This window comes from Microbacter margulisiae, from assembly GCF_014192515.1.
Lineage (GTDB): Bacteria > Bacteroidota > Bacteroidia > Bacteroidales > Paludibacteraceae > Microbacter > Microbacter margulisiae.
Map to the genome: position 1 here is coordinate 1,608,177 of NZ_JACHYB010000001.1, position 25,420 is coordinate 1,633,596.

Annotated in this window: 27 protein-coding genes; 12 read left to right on the top strand and 15 right to left on the bottom strand. The window is 39.5% G+C overall.

The window, feature by feature from the left end:
* The first annotated feature begins 24 nt into the window (after positions 1-24).
* The 7 genes from FHX64_RS06420 (at position 25) to FHX64_RS06450 (ending at position 3,811) form a co-directional block, all read left to right on the top strand.
* On the top strand, positions 25-372 hold the full coding sequence (locus FHX64_RS06420) for a thioredoxin family protein (RefSeq protein WP_183412960.1): 348 nt from the start codon (positions 25-27) through the stop codon (positions 370-372).
* Positions 373-395: 23 nt separating this feature from the next.
* Complete coding sequence (locus tag FHX64_RS06425; protein WP_183412961.1) at positions 396-971, top strand: thioredoxin family protein; 576 nt, start codon at positions 396-398, stop codon at positions 969-971.
* Between the two features lie 97 nt (positions 972-1,068).
* Positions 1,069-1,356, top strand: coding sequence for a co-chaperone GroES (locus tag FHX64_RS06430; RefSeq protein ID WP_183412962.1), 288 nt, complete (start codon positions 1,069-1,071; stop codon positions 1,354-1,356).
* A 137-nt stretch (positions 1,357-1,493) separates the two neighbouring features.
* Positions 1,494-1,793, top strand: coding sequence for a thioredoxin (trxA, locus tag FHX64_RS06435; RefSeq protein ID WP_183412963.1), 300 nt, complete (start codon positions 1,494-1,496; stop codon positions 1,791-1,793).
* 266 nt (positions 1,794-2,059) lie between these two features.
* Positions 2,060-3,010, top strand: a complete 951-nt coding sequence (locus FHX64_RS06440; protein ID WP_183412964.1) for an SLAC1 anion channel family protein — start codon at positions 2,060-2,062, stop codon at positions 3,008-3,010.
* 83 nt (positions 3,011-3,093) lie between these two features.
* Positions 3,094-3,600: a DUF302 domain-containing protein gene (locus tag FHX64_RS06445; protein ID WP_183412965.1), complete on the top strand. Its 507-nt coding sequence runs from the start codon at positions 3,094-3,096 to the stop codon at positions 3,598-3,600.
* A gap of 55 nt (positions 3,601-3,655) precedes the next feature.
* Positions 3,656-3,811 (top strand): YqaE/Pmp3 family membrane protein, encoded by a 156-nt coding sequence (locus FHX64_RS06450; RefSeq protein ID WP_183412966.1) that lies wholly within the window; start codon positions 3,656-3,658, stop codon positions 3,809-3,811.
* Positions 3,812-4,341: 530 nt separating this feature from the next.
* On the opposite strand, the gene FHX64_RS06455 is transcribed toward FHX64_RS06450, so the two are convergent.
* From FHX64_RS06455 to FHX64_RS06475, 5 genes are all read right to left on the bottom strand, one after another.
* Complete coding sequence (locus tag FHX64_RS06455; protein ID WP_183412967.1) at positions 4,342-5,070, bottom strand: SDR family oxidoreductase; 729 nt, start codon at positions 5,068-5,070, stop codon at positions 4,342-4,344.
* A gap of 4 nt (positions 5,071-5,074) precedes the next feature.
* Entirely contained in the window at positions 5,075-7,189 is a 2,115-nt protein-coding gene (ovoA, locus tag FHX64_RS06460; RefSeq protein ID WP_183412968.1) for a 5-histidylcysteine sulfoxide synthase, read from the bottom strand.
* Positions 7,190-7,379: 190 nt separating this feature from the next.
* Positions 7,380-7,556, bottom strand: a complete 177-nt coding sequence (locus tag FHX64_RS06465; protein ID WP_183412969.1) for a hypothetical protein — start codon at positions 7,554-7,556, stop codon at positions 7,380-7,382.
* A gap of 90 nt (positions 7,557-7,646) precedes the next feature.
* Positions 7,647-8,516: an SPFH domain-containing protein gene (locus FHX64_RS06470; protein ID WP_183412970.1), complete on the bottom strand. Its 870-nt coding sequence runs from the start codon at positions 8,514-8,516 to the stop codon at positions 7,647-7,649.
* A gap of 104 nt (positions 8,517-8,620) precedes the next feature.
* On the bottom strand, positions 8,621-9,136 hold the full coding sequence (locus FHX64_RS06475; protein ID WP_183412971.1) for a hypothetical protein: 516 nt from the start codon (positions 9,134-9,136) through the stop codon (positions 8,621-8,623).
* 224 nt (positions 9,137-9,360) lie between these two features.
* On the opposite strand from FHX64_RS06475, the gene FHX64_RS06480 reads away from it, so the two are divergent.
* Positions 9,361-10,125, top strand: coding sequence for a phosphatidylethanolamine N-methyltransferase family domain-containing protein (locus FHX64_RS06480; protein WP_183412972.1), 765 nt, complete (start codon positions 9,361-9,363; stop codon positions 10,123-10,125).
* Positions 10,126-10,168: 43 nt separating this feature from the next.
* On the opposite strand, the gene FHX64_RS06485 is transcribed toward FHX64_RS06480, so the two are convergent.
* The 8 genes from FHX64_RS06485 to FHX64_RS06520 all read right to left on the bottom strand — a co-directional run bounded on the left by FHX64_RS06485 (position 10,169) and on the right by FHX64_RS06520 (position 18,626).
* Positions 10,169-10,936 carry a glycosyltransferase family 2 protein gene (locus FHX64_RS06485; RefSeq protein WP_183412973.1) on the bottom strand — a complete coding sequence of 256 codons (768 nt, stop codon included), beginning with the start codon at positions 10,934-10,936 and terminating at the stop codon, positions 10,169-10,171.
* Between the two features lie 194 nt (positions 10,937-11,130).
* Entirely contained in the window at positions 11,131-12,177 is a 1,047-nt protein-coding gene (locus tag FHX64_RS06490; RefSeq protein WP_183412974.1) for a glycosyltransferase family 4 protein, read from the bottom strand.
* A 26-nt stretch (positions 12,178-12,203) separates the two neighbouring features.
* Positions 12,204-13,316, bottom strand: coding sequence for an EpsG family protein (locus tag FHX64_RS06495; RefSeq protein WP_183412975.1), 1,113 nt, complete (start codon positions 13,314-13,316; stop codon positions 12,204-12,206).
* Positions 13,313-14,383, bottom strand: a complete 1,071-nt coding sequence (locus FHX64_RS14405; protein WP_183412976.1) for a glycosyltransferase — start codon at positions 14,381-14,383, stop codon at positions 13,313-13,315. The genes FHX64_RS06495 and FHX64_RS14405 overlap by 4 nt, the downstream gene beginning before the upstream one ends.
* Positions 14,384-14,548: 165 nt before the next feature.
* Positions 14,549-15,463, bottom strand: a complete 915-nt coding sequence (locus FHX64_RS06505) for a glycosyltransferase family 2 protein (protein ID WP_183412977.1) — start codon at positions 15,461-15,463, stop codon at positions 14,549-14,551.
* A gap of 347 nt (positions 15,464-15,810) precedes the next feature.
* A complete protein-coding gene (locus tag FHX64_RS06510) occupies positions 15,811-16,599 on the bottom strand; it encodes a nucleotidyl transferase AbiEii/AbiGii toxin family protein (protein WP_183412978.1) in 789 nt (262 codons plus the stop codon).
* A complete protein-coding gene (locus tag FHX64_RS06515) occupies positions 16,596-17,213 on the bottom strand; it encodes a type IV toxin-antitoxin system AbiEi family antitoxin domain-containing protein (RefSeq protein WP_183412979.1) in 618 nt (205 codons plus the stop codon). The genes FHX64_RS06510 and FHX64_RS06515 overlap by 4 nt, the downstream gene beginning before the upstream one ends.
* A gap of 183 nt (positions 17,214-17,396) precedes the next feature.
* Entirely contained in the window at positions 17,397-18,626 is a 1,230-nt protein-coding gene (locus FHX64_RS06520) for an ATP-binding protein (protein ID WP_183412980.1), read from the bottom strand.
* A 1,322-nt stretch (positions 18,627-19,948) separates the two neighbouring features.
* On the opposite strand from FHX64_RS06520, the gene FHX64_RS06525 reads away from it, so the two are divergent.
* From FHX64_RS06525 to FHX64_RS06535, 3 genes are all read left to right on the top strand, one after another.
* Entirely contained in the window at positions 19,949-21,106 is a 1,158-nt protein-coding gene (locus FHX64_RS06525) for an ATP-binding protein (RefSeq protein ID WP_183412981.1), read from the top strand.
* Positions 21,107-21,176: 70 nt separating this feature from the next.
* Complete coding sequence (locus FHX64_RS06530) at positions 21,177-21,590, top strand: transposase (protein WP_183412047.1); 414 nt, start codon at positions 21,177-21,179, stop codon at positions 21,588-21,590.
* A complete protein-coding gene (locus FHX64_RS06535) occupies positions 21,590-22,459 on the top strand; it encodes an IS3 family transposase (protein WP_183412982.1) in 870 nt (289 codons plus the stop codon). The genes FHX64_RS06530 and FHX64_RS06535 overlap by 1 nt, the downstream gene beginning before the upstream one ends.
* A 563-nt stretch (positions 22,460-23,022) precedes the next feature.
* Here FHX64_RS06535 and FHX64_RS06540 read toward each other — a convergent pair.
* Both FHX64_RS06540 and FHX64_RS06545 read right to left on the bottom strand, forming a co-directional pair.
* Positions 23,023-23,367 (bottom strand): hypothetical protein, encoded by a 345-nt coding sequence (locus tag FHX64_RS06540; protein ID WP_183412983.1) that lies wholly within the window; start codon positions 23,365-23,367, stop codon positions 23,023-23,025.
* Positions 23,368-23,556: 189 nt separating this feature from the next.
* Positions 23,557-24,372: a type IV toxin-antitoxin system AbiEi family antitoxin domain-containing protein gene (locus FHX64_RS06545; protein WP_183412984.1), complete on the bottom strand. Its 816-nt coding sequence runs from the start codon at positions 24,370-24,372 to the stop codon at positions 23,557-23,559.
* Between the two features lie 760 nt (positions 24,373-25,132).
* Here FHX64_RS06545 and FHX64_RS06550 point away from each other — a divergent pair.
* Positions 25,133-25,378: a hypothetical protein gene (locus FHX64_RS06550; RefSeq protein WP_183412985.1), complete on the top strand. Its 246-nt coding sequence runs from the start codon at positions 25,133-25,135 to the stop codon at positions 25,376-25,378.
* The last annotated feature ends 42 nt before the right edge of the window (positions 25,379-25,420 follow it).

The window sequence follows — 25,420 nt, forward strand, 5'->3', positions numbered from 1 at the left end:
CAAACCTATAAAATTTTGAGCCATATGCTATACACTAATTTAAAACACATTGAAACAGCATCAGAGTTGCAAAAAATAATTAGCGAAAACGAAAATGTCATGGTCATATGCGGACACATGGGACCAATGTGCATCCCAGTCTATGGTATTGCAGAAGATCTGGAAAATGAATATATACATGTTAAATTCTATGATATGGAATTTGATAATCCAGAAGCTTATGTTATTCGCCAGTTACCTGAAGTTCGTGGTTTTATGGGCATTCCTTTCACCATCTACTATAAAAATGGGAAAGTTGTCAGGGCCACTTCAAGCATCCAAACCAAGCAACAAATAACCAACATCTTAGACACCGAATTCGGGAATTTATAACAAATCGAACGCCAGAAACGATTATGGAAAAAGTAAGTGCATTAGCAGATTTTCAACAGAAAGCCACAGGGCACGACAAAGTGTTTCTGCTATTATATAAAGCCGGAAACGAACAAAGTCTTTGTGCATATAGCAATTTAGATTCAGTCGTTAATCAAGAGCCAAACATTCCTGTTTTCTCGGCTGATGTGGCCGAAGTACGCGATATCCATCCCCATTTTGGTATTACCAGCGCTCCAACTCTTTTGGTTTTCGAAAATGGACAATATGTCAACGCAATAAAAGGATGCCAGGAGAGTTCATATTACAAGGCTCTTATGGAAAGCGCCATCTATCAGGCAAAAGCAAAAGCGGAAGGAAAAACCGTCAAACGAGTGACTGTTTACTCAACACCGACCTGCACATGGTGTAATACGCTGAAAACATGGTTGCATAAAAATAATATCCCATATACCGATGTGGATGTATCCCGCGATCAACACGCTGCAGAAGACCTAGTGCGCCGTACAGGACAACAAGGTGTGCCACAAACTGATATTAACGGACAAATTGTCGTGGGGTTCAATCAGGCCCGTCTCAAAGAATTATTGGAAATCTAACATAACTCTATTGATAAATCATTGAAGTAAAGTATTGGACATTATGATAATACAGAAATTTACTTCATAGTCTCACAATATTTAATCTTTATAATGTATGAAAGAACTACAACCCGTTAATCAACAAGTGGTACTCGATCTTTCCGAAACCACACATGAACAAAAAACTGCATCGGGAATCATCATCCCCGATACAGCGAAAGAAAAGTCGCAAATTGCTCTAATCAAATGGATGGGCGTCATTGACAACGCCGAGGTGAAACCAGGTGATATGGTTATTTATAAATCATTCAGCGGCACCGAAATTGAATTTGAAGGTAGCAAATATCTGATTCTGCCCTACTCTGATCTTTTGGCGAAAGTAGTAGAAACAGAGGAAATATAAATTGTCTAAAAAAATGCGCCGGGACTACTTTACACCGGTGCATTTCTTAACCTGACACTTTATCTTTGCCAAGATTTTATGGATAACAGGGAGTTCATCCCTTCAGTAATCAAACCCACAGACAACACCAATTTCATATGAATGGAAAATTTGAAGAACTTATTCAAAGTGACAAGCCGGTAATTATTGATTTTTTTGCCGAATGGTGCGGTCCCTGCAAAGTGCAATCTCCCATTCTACAAGAAGTTGCCATTGAATTGGGAGATCATGTAAAAGTGATAAAAATCGACGTCGACAAAAATCCTCAGATAGCAAACAATTACCGCATACAAGGCGTTCCAACATTGATGGTTTTTAAGAAAGGTCAGCTTTTATTCCGTCAGGCTGGGCTGATGCAAAAGCCGCAATTGCTAAACCTCATCAGACAAAATATTTAGGTAATTCATACCCAATCTATATTAACTTTTTAGTTAGACGCCGCATAATGAACTGGCAAAACCAATGGTGGGGACAGTTCTTCCATCATTGATTCCATAATTCTTTGTTTTTTATTGCGTGAGTGCGTACAGTGCGCATGTGCTCACGCTTTTTTTGCGCTTTTTTTCAGGCTCACAAATCAACGCTATGTATTATAAAACAATACATTAAGCCACAAATACGCTACAATTAATTCTATCTCTAAATATTCAAACTAAACCTGCAAATGAAACAAAAGCTACAATTTTTCCCTGTTACTATTTTCTCGATGGTTATGGGTATGACTGGCTTATCCATTCTGATCGGTAAGTTTTACCATCTCCAATGGCTTCCGTACATTCTTTATCCCATTTCCATTTATGTGGCATCAGCACTCTTTCTGACCTTCTTGTTGCTGTATGGGCTGAAATGGATTTATTATCCTGCCGAAGTAAAAAACGATTTTCATCACCGTATCCGGATCAATTTTTTTTCAGCAATATCTATATCATTGTTGCTAATTTCCATTGATTATTATTCGTTTATGCCGCTGTTGGCAGTACCGTTGTGGTGGATAGGAATGCTCCTGCATTCTTTTTTATTGCTGAAGACCATCCGCTTCTGGATTGAGCATAATTTTGAACTTCAACATTTCAACCCAGCATGGTTCATTCCCGTTGTTGGCGTTATCTTAATCCCGATTTGTGGCGTGGATATTGCTCCTCCATTTTTGTCCTATTTTTATTTTTCCATAGGATTTTTTTTCTGGATCATCCTTTTCGTGTTGTTTCTTTACCGTGCCGTTTTCCATGTGCAGCTTCCAGAAAAATTCATCCCAACGTTTTTCATCCTGATAGCCCCACCGGCTGTGGGATTTGTATCGTACATGCGCATCACAACCAGCTTTGATAACTTTTCCCTGTTTCTATTGTTCATAGGCTATTTTTTCCTTATCCTCCTCGCCTTCATGGTAAAAAACTTCATGAAGCTTAGATTCTTTGTTTCATGGTGGGCATTCACTTTTCCTTTAAGTGCAATCTCCATAGCTTCCGTAGCCGCTTATCAGATTACGCATATGCCTTTTTTTGAAATCATTTCATGGATTTTGTTCTTTGTTACTGTAGCAACAATTGGGATCGTGGCATGGCAAACCATCGTTAATATGCGAATAGAAAGAATTTGTGTGGAAGAAGAATAGAATCGTCGCATGAACAGATAAATCAGCAATATTATAAACAAACAACACAAAGCTTCTTATGCTTTGGGAAAAAAAATCATCATATGAAAACAAAAATTACCATCATTATAGCAACTTTATTCGGTGTATTGCTCGGCATCATTATCACAGGCGTAACCCTGAATCTTTCGGCTGGAGACATGATTATCAAAGAAATGAAAAGTCCCTACGATTTCAACAAAACAGTGACTACCATCGTAAACAACATTAACACACAACCGGGCTGGCATGTGGTAGCCGTGATTGATCAAAACCAGGCGGTACAGACCCATGGTGGATTTCCAATCGGCAATTATGATATTATTCAATATTGCAACGGGAGAGCGTCAGCAGAAATGCTTTCTGCTGATGATCGCAAACGGATCGGCGCCATGTTGCCTAAGAACCTGGCCGTTTACGAAAAATCAGACGGACAGGTTTATGTGGCAACATCAAACGGAGCTGTCATAGGAAAATTATTCGGCGGAAAAACGGGACAACTGATTGAAAAAGTATCATTGGATGTGGAAAGTATTCTGCGTTTTATGAATTTCAAATTCAATATATTTTAGTGATGGGCAGGCACAAAGATTATTGTATCTTTGTGTCTGCTTTTCTTTTTATCAAATGAGTCTTTTCAGGGTAATTCTGGCCATCATCTTCCCTCCCCTGGCTATTATCGACAAAGGATGCGGAAGTTTTTTAATCGTGCTCATCCTCACTTTTTGCGGATGGATCCCCGGCGTATTGGCTGCCCTGATTATCCTCAATCAAAAGAAATAAAACAGCAGGAAGTTAAGGAAGACACATTCAATTTGACAATGGACAGTTGACAATGAGAATCAGTATACAGCAATTAATTTTCAACTTTACACCTTTCACCTTCAACCCGTTGTTTGTTGTTCAACCTTCGACTCTTGATTTTTTTACTCAATCCGTTAATTATCTTATCAGCTCCTTATCACATCACCACATTATTTCAGTTATTCTTGTAGCTTCCGATACTTGAAGAAACTTCCTCAACTTCTTGCTGTTTTTACATATCAAACCGCTTTCTCAAAGCAGAAATTACCCTAACCAACAGTGCAACGAACCATATCGTTGGGAAAATTACCAGCCGCATTGCTGCGCGGCTAAAGAACATTAAGAATATTGTTTCCCTCACTGATGCGCAGATAAAGAACGTTAAAAATATTGGTTTCTGCACGAATGCACGGCTAAAGAGCGTTAAGAATATTGCTTGCCGCACCAGTGCGACAAAGTATTTCACATTAAAGATTCATCCGCGAAGGGTTGTTCGCTTGCAATTCGTACTACCGGGGAGTGTTCATACGGTCAAATACCTGCTGCCATTCCTCCAGTCCAATTTTGGATAATGATTCGCTATACCCAAACGTAAGCGTTGTTTCTCCCTTTGTCAATTGTTCAAAAATATGGGCAATAAAATCGCTCACAGATGGAGCATAATCATGAAGCCCCTTGCCTCCGAGATCAGTATTAAGCGCCGGAGGAATAATTTCGATCACTTCAACGTGACTCGATGCCAAAATGGCACGCATCGAAGCTGTAAAAGAATGGGAAAACGCCTTTGTAGCTGAATAGTCCGCTACCTGCGACATAGGTACCAAGCCGAGTGCGGAAGTAACATTCACAATGGTGTTCAGCGATTTTAATTTCAAAAACAAAGATATCAGATGAACCGGAGCCTCAACATTGATAGCAATCTCTTCATGGGCACGTGCCGCAAAGTCATGGTCAAACAAAGACATGCGCTGCTGGATGCCGGCATTATTCACTAGCACATTCACATCAGGATGAGCTGCAGCAATCCATTGAAAAAGGCGTTCCCTTTCGAATGGCAATGACAGGTCACACACCTTGGCAATCACAGACGGATGCTTGTCCACAACCTCCTGCAGCACCTCCTCTCTTCTGCCGCAAATGATAACCGTATTACCTTCCTGCAAAAACCGCTCCGTAAGCCCCAGCCCAATGCCAGTCGCTCCCCCTGTAATCAAGATTTTATTGTCGGATAACTTCATGTGTTTATAATTTTACTGATTTTTTTTGCCAGAAAGAGATTTCGCAACGTTTGATTTCGGTAACCCTTGATGATTTACGAATATTCAACGGCAAGTCAAACGGTTTTCCGTGAAGCATAAAATGAGGCTCCAGGATGGTCTGAATACCCTCGAAAGAGGTCAATGGCTCGCCATCCAGTTTGAATCCGCCCGGCCAGAATTCCCGGGAAGCCATCTGTCCATTCCATGCATATGTCGAGGCAATTACCAGCCAACCCTTATCATTAAGCCTTTCATGAATATGTTGCAGGAAAGCGGTCGGATAGCGCAACTCTTCCAGTAAATTCGGCATCACAATCAAGTCATAGCCCGAATACAGTGATTTCAGATTATGAGCATCAGCCTGCATAAACAGGATATGATCCTTTCCTTTGGCTAACGTTTCGGGAAGCACAATCTCACGATAAAACACCAGTTCTCCCTCATCTTTCATAATATAACGCATAAATCCCTTTTCTTTTAGTTGATCCGGTATGCGAATAAAACGGGCGGAAAAATCAAGCGCCGTTACATCAGGAAAAGCAGTAGCCAGTTCAAAAGCCAATCGACCGGTATCCGCATTCAGATCAAGCACTTTCTGAATAGACCTCCCCCGAAGTACGTCAAGGATAGAACTACCCAGCTTTTGATAAAAATTAGATAACGAATCAATCGTATCGCTCCAATTAGCCTCGCATGACAAAGCAACTTCCACATCGGTTTCATATTCGTCGTTATGAATAACCAAAGGCGTTTCAGACTCTACATAACGAAACCCGGCATGCTGATAAAAATGACGGCGAAACGCATACCGCGCATGGTGCGTTGCTTCGTTCCCCGTAGAAATCCATGAACCTCCTTTAATCAAATTATGTTTGCCATCAAAAGTCGGTGTCGAAAAATCATCATACACCGGATGTACTTTAAATCCGGGATAACCGGTTATCGGCGTCTCCGTCCATTGCCATACATTCCCTATCACATCATAAAAGTCGCCCATGCGAAAACGATCGACAGGGCAAGGTGATGCTCCATGCTCCAGGTTAATATTTCCCGGAGCCACTTCCCATTCCGGTTCGTCAGGCACCTGGCAAACTTCCGCCAATCGTACCCATTCCGCTTCGGTAGGCAGACGGTATGTCTTCCCTGTTTTAAGGCTTTTCCAATTACAAAAAGCCTTCGCTTCAAGATAGTTCACCTCTACAGGCCAGTTCCATGGCATGGAAATCTCTTCAGCTACCAGTCTCAACCAATAGGATTCTCCGTCACGACGCCAGAAAAGAGGCATTTCGGCTTGCTTATAATTACGCCAGCTCCAGCCTTCTTCCGTCCAGTATTCCTGAATATGATATCCATTATCCTGAACAAAAGCAAGAAATTCCCCATTGGAAACCAGCATGGCAGAAGCTTTAAAATCAGGGACTGCTTCAGTATATTTACCATATTCATTATCCCACCCGAACAAAGGATGATCAGCAGGCTTACCTAATGTCATCACAGCTCCAGCAACCGGCAACATGCTGTTGTGAGGCGCTTCACCCCATTCCTGACAAATTTTCCCAAACAAGCCGGACGCCACTTCATCCAGTGGCAACTGACGAATCAGTACTGATGATGTTTCCAGGTGAATACGTTCATGTTCAATGCCCATCAGGATAATCCACAAAGGATTTTCCCAATTGGTGGGCAATGCCACAGGCATGCTACGGATTACCTCCAAAACCACTTCTTTCGCTTTCTCCCTATACGCGCGAACTTCCTCCACAGGAGGCCAGTTATAATGTTTTTCATTCAAATCGTCCCAACTCATCTCGTCCACTCCAATGGCAAACATGGATTCAAAGTCGCGGTTAATTCGCTGATCAATAATCTTAGCCAAAATCAGTTTATTGATATAAAATACAGCAGTATGCCCCAGATAAAAAAGAAGTACGTGCCGAAGCGGGTCGCCACGATGATAAAACACCTCATCCGATTTCAACTGAGTGTACAGCTTTTCGTCAATAGCCCAGGTTTTTTCAAAATAATCCAGAATTTCTCGCCTCTTAACCTCTGGATCGCCATGTTGCAGATCAATAGTTTTGGTAATGAGCTCTTTCATTCGTTTATAATTTATCTTTAATTGCACTCATCGGATGACTTAAAGTCATCCGATGAGTTAGTTGTTAATTATATAATGAGTTCGCCAAGGTCATTTTTTTCAAGATACACATGCAAAAGCATGCAAAACTTTTTCAAAGATATAATTTTTAATTTCGGATGCCAACCGAAAGCAGCATTTTTTATCGGAATCACCAAGAACCAAGAGTCGAAGGTTGAACAACAAACAACGGGTTGAAGGTGAAAGGTGTAAAGTTGAAAATTAATTGCTGTATGCTGATTCTCATTGTCAATTGAATGCGTCTTCCTGTATCTTCTTTAACTTCTCCTCTTCCCGTATTTTCTCTAACTTCTTGCTGTTTTATCATCTTCTCTCATTTTCAAGTTTTTGCATAAAAAAAGAACCACTTTCAATGACTTGAGTGGTTCTTCCTTCTTTTCATATTGCAAGATTCCTTCTATGCTTGTTTTTTCTTGTTATGGTCAAGTGGCACAATACCAGCCATTTCTCCAATAATATTCACCAGCTCTGTGCCGGTTGGAATAACAATTTTTGCATTATTTTCCAGTGAAGCCTGCAACGTATCCAGTTTCTTCAGCAATTGAGCATTGCCTATAAAGTATTTATCAGCAGCTTCGTTGACCAGTCGAATAGCCTCGGCTTCACCCTCGGCATGCAGGATTTGTGATTGCTTGTAACCTTCGGCTTCTTTAATCTTAGCTCGTTTTTCACCATCGGCAGCCGTTTCGCGTGCAGACGCAAAGTCAATAGCAGCAATCTTTTCGTTTTCAGCCTTTACAACTTTATTCATCGTTTCCTGTACATCGCGCGGCGGATCTATCTCTTTCAACTCCGTGCGCACAATTTGAATGCCCCATGTCTGTGTTTCAAGCAACAAAGTCCGATGCAACTCGGCATTGATCTTTCCCCGTTCGCTGTTGGCAGACTTCAGGGTCAGCGTCCCAATAATGTTACGAAGCGTTGTCCGGGCAAGGTTCACAATCTGCCACTTGTAGTTATTTACATTATAAAGTGACCCTTTCACGCTCTCTTCGTCTTCTTTTACCTTGAAATAGACTTGTGCATCCACACTGGCATTCAAATTATCGTTCGTAATAATTTCCTGTGGATCGGCATTCACCATTTGCTCCGTAATGTTCACCGCATACATTTTTTCAATAATTGGGATTATCCAATGAAAACCCGGTTTGGCAAACCGGTGGTATTTTCCCAACCGTTCAATTAAACCGCGATGTGTGGGCCGTACAATACGCACTCCCCAGAAAAACACAACAATAGCTGCTACAACTACATAAAAAATTACCATAATCGTTATCCTTTCCATTTTTTAGGCTTCATGCAATACACATTTGCCTGGTTAATAATATTGAATTCATGCGCAACGTTCTATACGATTTTTTATTGTTAGGATTACTTCGCGGAAGCCCTTCTGGCAGCCTGCGAGATTTTATGAATCATGGAAGCAGCATGTCTTTTCTTGGCAATGAAATAAATGGAAAGACCCACCGCCATCATGCTGAATAATTGGAATATAACGACATAAAGAACAGAAAGCAACAGAGCATTCCCTTTTTCATAGAAAAACACTCCAATCAATACCGATACAGAAAACCAGAGCACGGCAAAGAAGATCAACAGGATAATCAGCAGAAGCCCTATTAAAGCCATGTTTTGCAAATCTTTTTTGATCGCGTGAATTAATTCCTGTTTCAAAAAACGCGCTGTCCAAAGGAATGGGATTTTAATGGCATCAATCACAAACGAGAAAAGCAATGACATCACCGAACGGAATGAATATTTCTTTCTCGCTTTCGGTTCATCCGATGCATTCTCCTGCGACACGTCAGACATCTCAGGAGAATCATCTTGTTTCCATTCTTTGTGTAAAGTTGTTTCAAGTTGTTCCAACAAATCAATAATATTCATCTGTTTGGCATTTATTTTCAAAAGATCAGATCGATATCATGTTTCACAATAACATAAACCATTTTTTCAAAGCACTTTATGAAACATCTCTTTTGTGTTCGATCATTTAATCATCCATTTTGACTTACAAAAATAAACCAAAAAGGGAAAAATGATATTGTATCTCAGATTATTATTGCAAAAAAGGACAAAAAATCAGATATTTGCATCATCAAACGAACATCATGACATTAGAAACACTCCGGATCATCGCCTTTATTTGGATTGCCATGGCTGTGATTGTACATATCACCCTGTTTTATGTCACGGCTCCTTTCGGAAGGCACACTACAGACAAGTGGGGCTGGACTGTCAACAACAAACTGGCTTGGGTTGTAATGGAATTTCCATCTTTATTCGTGATGGTTTACTTCCTTTTGGCAGGATCTAACTCTATGCAACCCTTTGTTTGGTTACTGTTTGCTCTTTGGATTATCCATTACATCAATCGTAGCCTGATTTATCCTTTCCGCATCCGAAAAACACCAAGGAAAATGCCGGTAATCATTATGCTAAGCGCAATCTTTTTCAACATAATTAATGCAGGATTAAACGGATATTATCTGGCGTCATTGGCTCCGGTACAACATTATAATGCGACATGGTTAGGAACGCCTCACTTCCTTATAGGCATAATACTCTTCCTGACAGGAATTTTCATCAATTGGAAAGCCGACAATATACTCATTCATTTACGGAAACCCGGCGAAACCGAATATAAAATTCCCCAGGGGTGGTTATTTGATTTTGTTTCGTCGCCCAATCTGCTGGGTGAAATCATCGAATGGACAGGCTTTGCTCTCATGGCCTGGAATTTGCCAGCATTTACCTTTATGATATGGACATGGGCCAATCTTATCCCCCGTGCCCGAAATCATCATGAGTGGTATTTGCTACATTTCCCCAACTACCCCCGAAACCGAAAAATTATCTTGCCATTTATGTATTAAAGCTGTACAACTTCATCCGCGAATCTCAATTTTTCTCCAGACATCAAATATTTTTCCTGATAATAAATTGCCGAAGTTTTGTCACATTTTTCAGAAACAAAGCAAGCATGGGACAAAAAATTTGATTTCGTTGCAAACTTTGGTAGTCTTCCCGCATCTTCTGTACTATATTCGGTAGGTTACGATTACTAATGCCACCACTTCTCATCTTTACGATAAGAGTGGATAAATACACCATCCGTAATTTTTCATTCTTAAAGATACGCAATAAAAAATCATAATCAGCAGATATCTGTAGCTTGGGATCATACAACCCATTATGCTGATAAACTTCCCTTCGCACAAAGACAGTTGGATGAGGTGGCATCCATCCTCTTTGAAGTAATGCATCCGTAAATTCCTTGCTTTCCCAATAACGAATGGCTTTAGTAAGGTTTGAATGCTTTACATATACCAGATCCCCATAAACCACATCGGCGTGGTACGTTTCAAAAACATGATGAATACGGGATAATACATTAACTGAAGAAAAGACGTCATCCGAATGAAGAAACCCCACGATGTCTCCCGTTGCCATGCGGATGCCTTTATTCAGTGCGTCATATATACCGCTATCCGGTTCACTGATCCAACGCATTCGATTCCCCAATCGACAGGCATATTCTTTAATAATTGCTACTGTATTATCCCGCGATTGACCGTCGATAATGATATATTCAATATCTGAAAAAGTTTGTGCTAATATTGATTCTATTGCTTCCCGTATGGTATCAGAACTATTATAAGCTACAGTAATAATGGAAATCCGCATCTATGCTTTTTATTATGTTAAACACTGATCTACGACTTTGCCATATTCATCAAAATCGAAAATCCCGGGAAGAATCTTTCAATCATTAAAGATAGACAAACAATTTATATATAACGGAGAATTTTTAATCTTATTGCATATTGACCGACAAAAAAAGCAACTATTCATAGCTTATTTTCCACAAATAATTGATTTTAAATATTCTGCAACAATTGAACAGTTTCACAGCCTACCTTCTCCCACGAATACTTTTGGGCAACGATAAAAGCTTTTTTCTGTAGCTTTTTTCTGATTTCTACATTCTGCAATGAATCTATCAACTGAGAACATACGTGAACATCATATCGATCAAACAACAAGGCTCCCTCTCCTGCAATCTCTTTTACAGCGGGACACGCAAAAGCAACCACAGGACATCCGGCACGCATGGCTTCCACCACCGGTACTCCAAACCCTTCGTATTGGGATGGATGTATCAGACACGTTGCAGCATTATACAATTCATTCAATCGACTCTCGGTGATCCCTTGCAAATGTTCCACCCTATTCCTTACCTCGGTCATTAAAGCCAATTCCCGCTTCGAAAAATCGCCTCCTCCCACAACCGTTAATCTCCAACCTGGGTTATGTTTCAACAATGCTATCACAAAATCAAACCGTTTATATGCTGCCCGGCTTCCGACAAACAATAAAGAGTTGGGACGAATAGTAGAATCCATTGGGAAGAAGCAAGGACTCACACCGCTGTAAATAACCGATATCTGTTGTTCAGGATAGTTATACACAGCCATTAAATCGCGCTTTGTAGTATATGAATTGCAGATAATATGATCCGCTTTTTTAACAGCACGCCTTTTCATAAAAATGGCCACCTTATTCTGCAAACCCTTCATATAAAACTCCTGAATGCAGTCATGAAAAGTGAGCACATTGATCGCATTCCGATTCGATGACACCCTGTAATAGCTCGAATAAAAAATAAATTTATCTTCTTGCTCAGGTAGGTGTAATGAAAATAACCTCGAAAAGTAATAATGCTTCCTCTGGATCATATGATCTGAAGGCATCATCCTCTTTATTTCCTGATCGTAAATATTGGCGCTACTGTTTTTATACTGAATATAATACACAGCTTGTTGCAATTCCGATCGGCTTATACTCGACAACAACTCTTTCCAGCGAATAGAAATGCCGCCCGCTTTTTGAATGGAAAAAATAATGTTATCTAAATAGATCTTCATAATTGCGTTAACAATATTATCATCCTTTAATACATCGTTCTGAAATAGGTTGTATTGAGAAATAATCCTTTGTAAGGATCAAACAGATCAGGAAACGAAGCAATGCTTTGGTATAAAAACAACACAGCAAAAACCAAAAGGACACACGCGACAATAGTTCTGTTCTCTTTACCTTTAAATAATAAAAGTTGCGACGAAAGCAACAAGGGTTCCATCATATTAAAATAAAAACTTCCCCGGCTGATCATCACCAACAATGTATTCGCAAACAGAAAGTAAATTACCAGGCCCAGAATATAACCGTTCAATAATAGCGTATAATAGGGCAATTCATCCTTGAGTTTTTCTCTTTGGTAAAGAAAGAAAGCAACAAACACGATTCTTTTCAACAAGCCTGTAATAGATAATTGATTCTGTCGCACATTATCATTCAAATCGTTCAGATATTGATTGATATGGCTTGCCGCATTCCCTCCCAATAAGCTTCCTGCTTTAGAAAAGAGCATCAAAGGAACCTGACTCTCCCCAATCACAAAGGCAATCGCTAAAATCAATACGATATAATACACACGGATTTGACGGTTCATGAAATAAAACACGCCAAACATAATGGCAGAAGTATGAAAACTGGCAGCAACCGCAACCAGCAAAAAGAAGATCCAGGGTTTGGCTTCAACAACATACCGCAAAGCACAAAAACAGATGGCAAGAGCAATAAGCTGGCGGTTTGAGCCCAACATCCCCATTGAAAGGGTATAAAACATCAACAGGGAAATATAGAAATAAGGAGCATAACGCTCAAAACTTTTAAAAATAAGCAGATAGAAAATGATGGCATGTACCAGTAAAAAAAGCGAATAACTGGTGGAGATCATCTTCATGAGATAAATAAAAACATCATACCCGATCTCCATCCCATTTTGCAACGGCGACACGGAACTCCAGTCGGTAATGGAATTGAAGTGATCCAGATAGGTATTCCAGTCAGTTCCGGTCTCCCATCGAAGTCCGACCTGCAGCACCAACATCAAAAACATCGCATATTTCATCCACCGCCATGTTCTGTCCGATAACTCATAATTGATATCCAACAGGGCAAAGAGAAACAGGACAAAAATGGTAATATAATAAACCGTCATTTCAAAGCTCTGTTATACAACAATTTATACGCTTCCATCATTAATTCGTTAGAGAACCGATGTTCATAATAACCCCTAAAATCATAGTTGTCCCGATTTGTCAAGGCAAACCGGATAGCACAATCCATAGCTTCAACCCGATTGTCAAACAAAAAATCGTTTGAAATAATAATCTCGGGAATCGCACAACAATTCGAAGCAATCACAGGTTTATTGAACAGATACCCTTCTATAATAGGCATTCCAAAACCTTCCCCGTAGGTTGCTGTAACCATCACTAAAGCACATTGTGCATATAACGCCAACAAAAGCTGATCATCCACATATCCTAACATCCGGATATTTTGCAGTCCTTTTTGGGTAATTTGCTCCTGATAATATTCCAGTAAAGGACCTTTCCCGGCTACGACAAATGTACGCCCATCAACTTGGGAAAACTCTGCCAGCTTGATCAGCAGATCAATGCCCGCCCGCTCTTCTATACTTCGTACAATCAGGATAAAATCATCCTTTTTTACAATATCATCTGCCCAGCTCCGACCATTGTTACTCATCGGTTCATAATGGGAAGTATTGGGGATAATACTATAATTGGTTCGTCTGCCAAACAACGATTGCTCCATAGCAAACCGTGAAACAAAATGAACCCGGCCACACCGATAATAGAGCAGCTTTTCGAGCAGATAAAAAATCAACCTCCCACGTTTATGTTTGCTCTTATCCAAATAATAAAGAGCGTCATGCACCGATAAAATACCGGTTCTATAGATTAAAAAAGCCGAAAGCAGGGCATTATGTGAATGAATAATCAGATGCTTCTGCTTTTGTTTAATTTTGAAAAGGATTGCATTCAGTCGCACCGGCCAAAACCAGTCATTCTTAAGCGATAGGCAGATATAGTGGCGTCCACCTTTGTATGCGGTTGTGCTCTCTCCCCAATGGATATAATAGATGCGCTGAAAACTATACGACTGCGATTGCATTTCAATGACGTTTTCGACCCCGCGCTTATGGGTTTGATACGCGTTGCTTCCAAAATATACAATGGCAGGTTGTTTTTCAGTCACAGTTCTCTATGGTCAAAAGGGGTGAAATTTAATATAAATCCGTTTTACTCATAAAATACAAAGCTACAATGTTTCGGTCTGTTTACCGAACGCATATTGATTTTTTTGTAGCTCCTAAAGCGAAATGTGACATAACGTTCTATTCCGCTCAAAAACAAATCAACCTCATACCTTAAGCCGGGATTGTAAAAATTGAAGATATACTCGTTTTTCCTTCGTATGCAACCGGGAATCAAACACAATCGGTATTCTGATAACAAAATAGAGAATACGAAATAATAGGTAGTTCCAATATTTCGAATGCTTGCGAAAATAGTAAAACATACTCGTCTCATGCTGCATACGCCTTGCAGTTGAAAAATCCGGTCTTTCATCGCTCCTGCCTTCTAAATGAACTATTTTGGGCTCTTTCATAATAATTCTCTGGTATCCGCCACTTGGCTTGCCCATTCTGTATTGTAAATCAGCATCTTCAAAATACATAAAAAAAGCAGGATCAAAACCATTGAATTGCTCCATGACCGATGCCTTTACAAACAGGTCAGCACCCGTAATGTAATCTACCATGTAAAATGGCGTTGAAGCATCATAACAGTACATCTCCTGCCCCCGTTTCCGGATTAAATATCCTCGTTCCACATAACCCGACAAAACGTCATGAATCGTTCTCCACATGGAAGGATATCTTCCCGAAGAATGAACAATATTGTCATTTTTATCCCGTAAAATAGTTCCCAGTGCACCAATATTTCCCTCTGCATAATGCGTATAAAAATCATAGAATAGTTTGATGGCATTGTTTTGGATCAGGGTATCCGAATTCAGCAACAACAGATAAGTCCCGCTTGCGACCTTCATTCCCATATTATTTGCCGCACCAAACCCTACATTCGTATCGTTTTCAATCAACTTCACCTGGGGAAATTCAGTTCTTATAGCTTCTAAAGAATCATCCTCCGAGTGATTATCTACCACAATAATCTCATACGCTATATCGCAGGTATATGTCACGATCGAACGAATACATGGCATAACCAGTTCTTTCGTATTGTAATTCACTATAATTACAGAGACATCCATCTAAGTACACGTATTACTTATGTTAGTCGATACTGGACAGTATATAAGCAGATTGAAGGATCGAAGGATTGAGTGATTGAGGGTTCTAACTTCCGTAACTTATTTAATTTCATACTGTTCAGATTCCTACTATACTACCGTCCACCAGCTACTACACTACTTTGAGGTTGTTATCTTCTTTTCTTCATGCAACTTCCTTAACTTCTGACCTTCCTTAACTTCCTACTGTTTTATCGGTTATTCTGTTACTCCGTCATTCAGTTATTCAGATTTCCTACTACACTACCATCTACTCACTACTATCTACTGAATAGTTATCTTCAAATTTTCATTGTCAATTGGATTCCTTACTCTGTAAGTGAATCTACAAATTCTCCACACCTCAAAATCTTCCCGCTATTGGTTTTATTGAATAGCAAATGCTCAAAATCTTTTTGCTTCTTTTTTAAATCAACCGTTTCCAGTAGTTTGGCTGTTGCTTGTTTGAACTCTTGCAAATTGTGCACCCCACAACGTTTTGAAAGAAAACTATAGTCTGGTTTGGTTTGCGCCAGTAAAAACATCACGTCATAAAAATCACGTCCTTTAGAACGGGCTAACATGGCAGCTATCTTCATGCTGCACAATACTCCGTCGGAGGGAACCGGGAAAGGGAAAAAGAATCCGCAGCCTTTGATATTCGTGATCACTGGTGGATAAGCGACTCCCTGACCCTGGCTTTCGACCTTTACAAAAAAACGTTCTTCCTTATGTCCGCTTAATTCCAAAGCAAACAACAGCTCCGGGAAATAGATATTACGCCTAAAAGCTGTCAGTCTGGGATTGTCTTTGTCTTTTGTTTCTACCCGTAATCCGGAACGTTTTAAAAACCGGATTATTTCGTTTGTCATTTCAATAAATTCATCTTGCGAAAGATCTGTGCAATCAAAGTCCAGGCCTTCGGAGAATCGGTCTATTCCTTTTACTAAACGGAGATTTGTTCCACCGATAAAAACTATCTTCCGGATATAGGGTGTAGAAGAAAGGTAATCCAGCATCATCAACTGTAAATACTCTTTTAATATATGTTTGTCGAAAATCGAATTTTTACGGAGTTGATCCGGGAAATAATTTCTTATCTGTTCAATGGGTATCATAAATGGTAGGTTTTAAAAAGTAACCTGGCCCGATGGTCGAGTGCCTTGCTTTGAAACCGGACGCAATAATCAGCCAGTAAATCCTTATTTAAATTATCATGCAAGAAACTCCCATCCAAGCGTAACTCTTTCAATTCCTGTTTGTTGTTGTAGAACGGATAGAGGTACAGTAAGTCAAGCAATGCCTTTTCGGGTGTGGCAAACGGTATAGCGTTAGTTCCCTTCATTGGCTTTAACTCGTATCCAAAGATCAGGTTTTCTTTGACATTATGATAAGCGTATTCTCCAAAGTCATTATGAAATGAGGTTGTCTTTAGGGACGTTACGCTCGTGATTTGCACTACTGCCTCAGGAATCATTCCATAAAATGCCAATGCCGTATGCAGGCTGATATAAGAGGGTCGGTAAATGCGGTTGGCAAAATAAAGGGAATAATCCGGCTTGTTCTTATATTCTGAAAAAGCAAAATATCCCTGTCTTAATCGGATGATATACCCCTTCTTAGACCACCGGGTAAGATTATTGCGGTCAAAATCAGGCTGCCATGCATATATCTGATAGATACTGAAGCATGCTAAATCGAACATTTTATCTTTGAATTCCAGAAAAGTCATTTCGTTTCTATTATGCTGCAAATATAGTGCATTTTAGAAACAAAAGAATGATTTTAACATCCTATCCCCGGAATTTTCAAAGAGCCAAAGGATTGATGGACTGAGGGACAGAATAAAAAAGCCAAGAAATCTGCTGACTCTTGACTCTTGGTTCTTTTACTCAATCCTTCCATGCCAAAATCTTCACAGTTTGGTCAAAAGAAAATCTTTTAAGTGCATTTGTTCAATGCCGTTATAATTACTTCCTGCACTATATTCATCCATTGTTACCACATATTTACGATAGTTATCCTCAATTTTTAACAAATTTCCAAATTCCCGGTTCACCGTGCTTTCATCAGTAAGCATGTATGCCACCTGAACATAAATGAATTTCCCTTCTTTTTCCGCCACAAAATCGACTTCCGTTGATTCAAATCGTCCTACATACACTTTATATCCTAAACGAATTAAGTGAAGGTAAACAGCGTTTTCCATCACTTTATTGATATCTTTTCTTCTGTTAAATCCACGAATACTATTTCGAAGGCCTATGTCTTCAAAATAATATTTCTCTCCCACTTCAAATACTCTTAATCCTGCAATATCATAACGTGGCACTTTATAAACAAAAAATGCAGCAGCAAGCGGCTTCAAATAATTCAACACGGCTTGTGTGGTAACAGAAGTACGTTGCAATTTCAAATACTTTGCTATGTTATTAGCCGAAAACAGATTGCCAACATTGTCAGCAAGAAACTCCACCAAGTTTTCCAAAAATGTGATATTACGGATTCCTTCACGAGCCACAACATCTTTCAACAAAATAGTGGAGTACACATTACGCAAATACTCAAACGCGGAGGTATCGTCTAATCCTATCACTTTCAAAAACGGCATCCCGCCAACCGTAAGATATTTATTCAGATTTTCCGTCGAACTATCCAATTGGAAGAAATTCAAAAACTCATCATACCCCAACGAATGAACGGTAAATTCAATATATCTTCCGGCTAAAAAAGTGGCCAATTCCCCCGAAAGCATGTTGGCATTGCTCCCGCTACAAAACAGATCACAACAATTTTCGGCAAGCAAACTCCGCAACGCTTTCTCAAAATGTGCAATCTCTTGTATCTCATCCACAAAGAGATAGTTTTTAACGCCATCCTTCAAATGATCCTTTACAAAATGATACAGGATGTCATCATCCGTAATATGTTCGTATGGATTTAGCTCTTTATTGATATATATTATATTAGATAATGCATCTGCCTGTTTAATATCCTCTATTAATTGAAAAAGGATATAACTTTTCCCCACTCTGCGCTGTCCGGAGATCACTTTTATAATTGCTTTATCAATAAACGGTTTTATCCGTTCGGTATAGATCGGACGAGGAATAAAGGGTCTGGCTTTTAATATTTCATCTATCATAATGGATATTTTTCGGATAAACAACAAATTTATCTATTATAATTGACAAATATACACATAATTCTCCTTTGTAGTTCTTTCTGTCCATGCCTTGCCATTTTTTATTCAGATCTCATCACCACATTAGCTCAGATTGCTTGGCTCTTGATTCCTGGTTCTTGGCTATTGGCTATTTTACTCAACTCTTCAGTCCCTTTGTCCTATAAGCTAACGAACTCAATAACAGGAAAAAGCACCGTATGTTCTTCAAACCTTCAATTTCCAGGGACATAGTCCTGTCATCTTCGTAGAAAAATGTATGCAACAGAACAAAAGGAGCGTTAGCTCTGACATCTTCGCAAAACTGAATAACCTGTAAACAAATAACACAATAACATAAAGATGTACCGTAAACAGATTTGGAAGGACATTGGCCGGTGAGCCAAAAAACAAGCAAGGAAACGGAAAGAATCGTCCTTGTTTGAAGTTTCCGACGAAGGAGGAAACAAGTTTGGACGATTCCCGTTTGCGAGCGCCCGTTTTTTGAGCGAAGCGGGCAGAGTCTTGAAAAGCACGTTTTAGTGAGAGTAGAGACAAAATGATATTTTGTCTCTGCCGAGCGTAGTGCTTTCAACGAAGTTAAGTTCTTTGCTTCCTTTCTGGTATCAAGACAAGAAAGGAAGTAGGGTTTGGGGCAAAGCTCCAAATCAATGGACAGTTGACAGTTGACAATTGACAATGAAAATCAGAATACAGCGGTTAATAGTAAATGGTAAATGGACTCTTGTCTATTTTACGCAACACTTCATTTCCTCTCTTCTGTAAACTAACAAACATAATAATAACATGAAGAAGCGCCGTAAACAGATTTGGAAGGACATTGGCCGGTGAGCCAAAAAACAAGCAAGGAAACGGAAAGAATCGTCCTTGTTTGAAGTTTCCGACGAAGGAGGAAACAAGTTTGGACGATTCCCGTTTGCGAGCGCCCGTTTTTTGAGCGAAGCGGGCAGAGTCTTGAAAAGCACGTTTTAGTGAGAGTAGAGACAAAATGATATTTTGTCTCTGCCGAGCGTAGTGCTTTCAACGAAGTTAAGTTCTTTGCTTCCTTTCTGGTATCAAGACAAGAAAGGAAGTAGGGTTTGGGGCGAAGCTCCAAGAATCAATAACAAAACAGCAGGAAGTTAAAGAAGATACAGGAAGAAAAGAAGTTACCGAACAACATCACCTTGCGGTGGAACCGCTTACTATTTGTAGCAAACTTCCTTCCTGTTATTCACATTTTCATCCATGCAATTTCAAATTTTATATTTATATTTGCATGATAAAACAAACATTCCTCACCTATGTATATTCCCAGGGAAATAGAGAACAATATCCTTACATCACTAAACAACAATCCAGTGGTAGCGCTAATCGGGCCAAGGCAATGTGGAAAATCCACATTAGTCAGGCACATCCTCACAAGCCAGCCCAACAGCATCTATTTAGATATGGAACGGCCATCTGATTTGCAAAAACTGAATGATGCAGAATGGTTTCTATCCACCCAAAAAGGGAAACTGATATGCATTGACGAAGTGCAACGGCAACCCATGCTATTCCCATTGATACGAAGCCTTGTGGATGAATGGGGAACGAACGGCTCGTTTTTGTTACTTGGATCAGCTTCCCGGGATCTATTGCAACAGAGCGCTGAATCACTTGCCGGCAGAATAAGTTATAAGCGACTCACTCCTTTCCTATGGAAAGAATTACACGGAACCGTCAACTTTGAAACCTATTTCTCAATGGGGGCCTTTCCCCGGAGCATTCTTGCCATAAATCCTGATGCATCGTTTGAATGGCGCGAAAACTTTATCTCTACCTTTCTGGAAAGGGATTTGCTGTTTTGGAGAGGGGTTACTCCATCTGCCATGAGACGTCTCTGGCAAATGCTGGCCCACGTCAACGGGCAAACGGTAGACTACTCTACCCTGGCCAAATCACTGGGAGTTTCGTCGGTAACTGTGAAAAATTATATCGACTTACTGGAAAGTACCTTTATGGTGGAAGTTGTGCCTGCCTACATCTCCAATACAGGGAAACGCTTGGTAAAAGCTTCTAAAGTCTACGTTGCTGACACAGGCATTACGGCTGCTTTGCTTAACTTGCGAAGTTTTGAAGAGATTGCGGGTCATCCATCACTGGGCGCTATCTGGGAGCAAATTGTCTTATCCAATCTGAAAGGGTTATTTCCGGATGCGATATTTAACTTTTATCGAACCAGTAATGGCGCTGAAATAGACTTCGTTGTAACTGTCAAAGGAATTGTTTTAGCCATAGAATGCAAATCAAGCTATGCCCCTGTTCTCTCCAGGGGAAACTACCATGCAATTGCAGACATAGCCCCACGGCATGTGTTTATCGTATCTCCAATAGAAAAAGGCTGGCAGATGAAACCCGAAATGGATGTAGTATCGTTAAATGAACTGGAATATAAAATACGGGAAATAACAGAATAACCGATTCTGTCCATGCCTGAAATAAGTTGACCACTTTAGAGTAACAAAAACAACTAAAAAGTGAAACAACATGGCACGACCAGATCAATTAAAAATGAGTACAGCCGAACGTCGTCGGCGTAAATTCAGTGACAATTTCAAGATTCAAAAAGTTCGGGAAATTGAAACGGGACAAACCAAAGTATCAGAGATTTGTTCTCAGTATCAGGTTGCTTATAAAAATGTCTATCTTTGGATAGATAAATTTGGCAGCATGAAAAAGGACAAAGGAGAACGTATGATTGTCGAAACCCAGAGTGACACCCGTCAACTTATTGAACTCAAGAAACGGATATCTGAACTTGAACGCATCATTGGTCAAAAGCAAATACTCATTGATTTTCAGGATAAGATGATAGAGTTAGCAGAAGAAACCTATGGAGTGGATATTAAAAAAAAATTCTTTTCCACACCATCCAGTACTTCTGGGCAAACCGGAAAGTGATGGCTTACAGCTTAAACAAACTCTATCAAAGTATCGGAGTAAGCAAACAGGCTTTTCATCAGCGCATGGACAGATACCTGCAAGAACGCTCTATTGAAGAACAAATTCTAATGTTAGTATATCGTGTCCGTGAGGATCATCCTACGATGGGATTACGCGATATGTATTTCAAAATAGCTCCCATTGATATGGGCAGGGATCGTTTTGAAATACTTTGTAAGGAATCCGGCTTAATGGTGGAGCGCACACATAACTTGCGAAAAACCACCGATAGTTCGGGTGTAATCCGGTTTGATAATCTGCTGATCGGATTGGTTATTAATAAACCCAATCAGGTTTGGCAAAGTGATATTACTTACTTTGATCTCAACGGAAAGTTTTATTACATAACCTTTATCATGGACGCTTTCTCCAGAGTAATTGTGGGTCATGCCATTTCACAACGATTAAAGACCGAACAAACTACTTTGCCTGCTTTACAAAAAGCAATCAAATCCTGCATGGATTTGAATATATGTATTCATGCGCTTATTTTTCATTCTGACGGAGGTGGGCAGTATTATGATAAAGATTTCCTGAAACTGACTGAAAAATACAAAATCAGAAACAGTATGTGTCAATATCCCTGGGAGAATGGAAAAGCTGAACGCATTAACGGCATTATTAAAAACAACTATCTAATTCATAGAGTTATCAATTCTTTCGAACAATTACAGATAGAGGTTGACCGAAGTGTGTTTCTTTACAATACCCAAAAACCGCATAGTAAGTTACAACGAAAAAGTCCAAAGCAGTTCGAAAATGAATATTTTTGTATGGCTAATTATACTGAACATGTAAACACTGACTCTAAGGAGTCAAATTGTTGATAACGAGAATAACTTTCTTGACGCTTCGCTAAAAGTTATTGCCCATTATCAACAATAGTTGCATTATCATCATTTTGTTCTGAAAGTATAGATGAAAAAAATAGGTAACAAAACGGTCAACGATATTCAGGCATGGACATCAATTGACAATGGACAATGGACAGTTGACAATGAAAATCTGGAAGTTAAAGAAGATACAGGAAGATGAGAAGATAACTATTCAGTAGATAGTAGCAATCAAATTACTGAATAACAGAATGACTGAGTGACGGAATAACAGAATAACTGATAAAACAGTAGGAAGTTACAGGAAGAACCGGGAAATCGGCAATCTGGTTAATCTAAAATTTCCATAGCAGATTGTCTTGGTTCTTGACTCTTGGTTCTTGGCTCTTTTGAATAGCAGTGTCAAAGCCGTCTATATCAAGAGAGGGATAAGAAAGAACTTTGGACAAAAAACTTCATGTTCGCCATCAACGGGAATGCCGGGTATATTTTACACCGTAAGCAGTTCGGGATCCGCCGGTATTAATAATTCAACTTTCGCAAGCTCTATAAGGTGTTTAATGAAAAGAGATTACGTTGGTGCATGGGGAACGACCTTGTCCGGTGAGCCAAAAAGCAAGTGAGGCGGCGGCTAAAAATCGTCCTGTTTGAGCGACGAAGGAGTGAGTTTGGACGATTTGAGTCGACGAACGCCCGTTTTTTGAGCGAAGCGGACATAGTCTTGAAAAGCACGTTTCAGCGAGGGCAGAGACAAAATCCCATTTTGGTTCTGCCGAACATAGTGCTTTCAACGAAGTTAATTTTTTGCCTACTTTTTGTTTCAAGACAAAAAGCAGGTCGGGGTTGAAGGGGCGGAAGCCCCTTGCAAGGTAGTTTGTTATATGTTCTTGATAATCAATCATGATATTGTAATAATTACTTATTGACAGGTGTTGTATGACATGCAAAAGTTCAATGAATAATTTATGCAATGACAATCACTTATGCATGTTCACATTGATCTTTGTTGTATGTTGTCTTCCATGATTTTTTGCATGGGTTAGCATAATTTGTTATATTTTTTCCAGTAAGGTGGTTTTTATTTGAATGCATTATCCGTCAATTTCAATATCAGTATTGATAATGATTTTCCATTTTTTATCCTGATTTTTTTGTTCTGCAGTTTTACCAGTTTTGAGTGGAACCAGTTGAAAGTTACAGTTCGCCTGAATCGCTTTTTCATAAAGTTGATTGGCTAAATCTGTCGATTCAACTACATTTTCCAACAAGTATCCCAAACGTTGAATTGTTGCAGTGCTCACAATATCGAAAAAACTATCCGGAGTTTTTGTGAAATCAAGTGACTCAGTAAGATCATTCAAGACAGTACATGCTCTGTTAAGTCCCCCAATTTCTTTTTCATACTGAATGATATCTGCCGCAGTAAGTAATGCTGATGAAATACGGACATATCCAGTTTGTGTTTTACGCATTTCGAGTAAATCGTCTGTGGGAAAGTTACGTCGAGCAACAAACTGCAGGCGAACATTCTTTTTTTTATTGTCGCGTAAAGTAGGGTGTTGAATCACTACCGAAAATATTTGAGGTTGTTGCAATGCTGCTCCATAAAAAGCAGCGGCATTGAGTAAGCCTACATAATAAGGACGTTGAACATGTTTCATCAGGTGATCGATATACATAACCGGAGGTAGTATACCTTTGGATGTATATGAAACAGGAACAATCACATAAAATCCTTTCCAAACCGATACTATATTGTTTTTTGCTGATAGTCGGGAGAGTGCACTACGAATACCTGTTGACTGAAGCCCGGGAAAAGCTTCGGCAACCTGCTCTACAGAAAAATATAGTTTGCCATTTTGCTGAAGTTGATTTATCCAATCTTTTATACTTGAAGCTGTATTCATTTTGCTAATTTAAGATATTCTGGTTGCAAATATAATCACTTCTCGGATATAATTGCAGCCAGAATATAGGCATTTTCAAAAAATCAGATAAACTATGGATAATAAAGAAATGGTATACGAACTAAAGCTTTCATCACAAAAACGTTGTATGTTCAATACAGAGTATACATACCAAAAAATAAATTGGCTGCAATTATTACTTATTTTCGGATATTATCGCATCCAAAATATTGTATGATGTTAGATTTAGATTTTATAGTTAGCATTATTTGTCCCGTTTGTTACGTAATAAACGGGACAATTTAACTTGAATTTGAGTTGACTTTGGCGACATTGAGGACTATGGCTGCCAAGTAAACGGCGCAAAATATTTGTTATTTTTGGTCTAAGCCTTCCTGTTGGATAAGAACAGAGTATAGCAGATTTGGTAATGAGTGGCATTTATTGTCAGATTTGTTGTGTTTTGAGACGCGGCATGGAGCAAAGAAGAACGAGACGTGGGTAAGCATTCTAAAGGACGTGATTTTTATGACTTGATGTTTTTACTGGCGCAGACCAAACCAGACTAAGATTTCCTTTCAAAGCGCTGTGGAGTGCACAATTTGCAAGAGTTCAAACAAGCCACAGCCAAACTACTGGAAACGGTTGATTTAAAAAAGAAGCAAAAAGATTTTGAGCATTTACTATTCAATCAAACCAATAGCAGGAAGATTTTGAGATGCGGAGAATTTGTAGATTCACTTGCAGAATAAGGAATCCAATGGACGATGACAATCTGGAAGTTAAGAAATTACGGGAAGTTACAGGAAGAAAAGAAGTTACCGAACAACATCACCTTGCGGTGGAACCGCTTACTATTTGTAGCAAACGGATGATACGATATCGTCAGGAAGATGCAGAGCATCGTGATATCAATGCAATGGAATCAGGTCATCATATGAATCATAGTGCTGACAGTCATTTCCCCTTCATCAGAAGGGCAGAATTAATCTGTCAAACAAGCTAATGCTACCATGGTTGCCGAAAGATCGTGCTCAAGTGTTGTCCC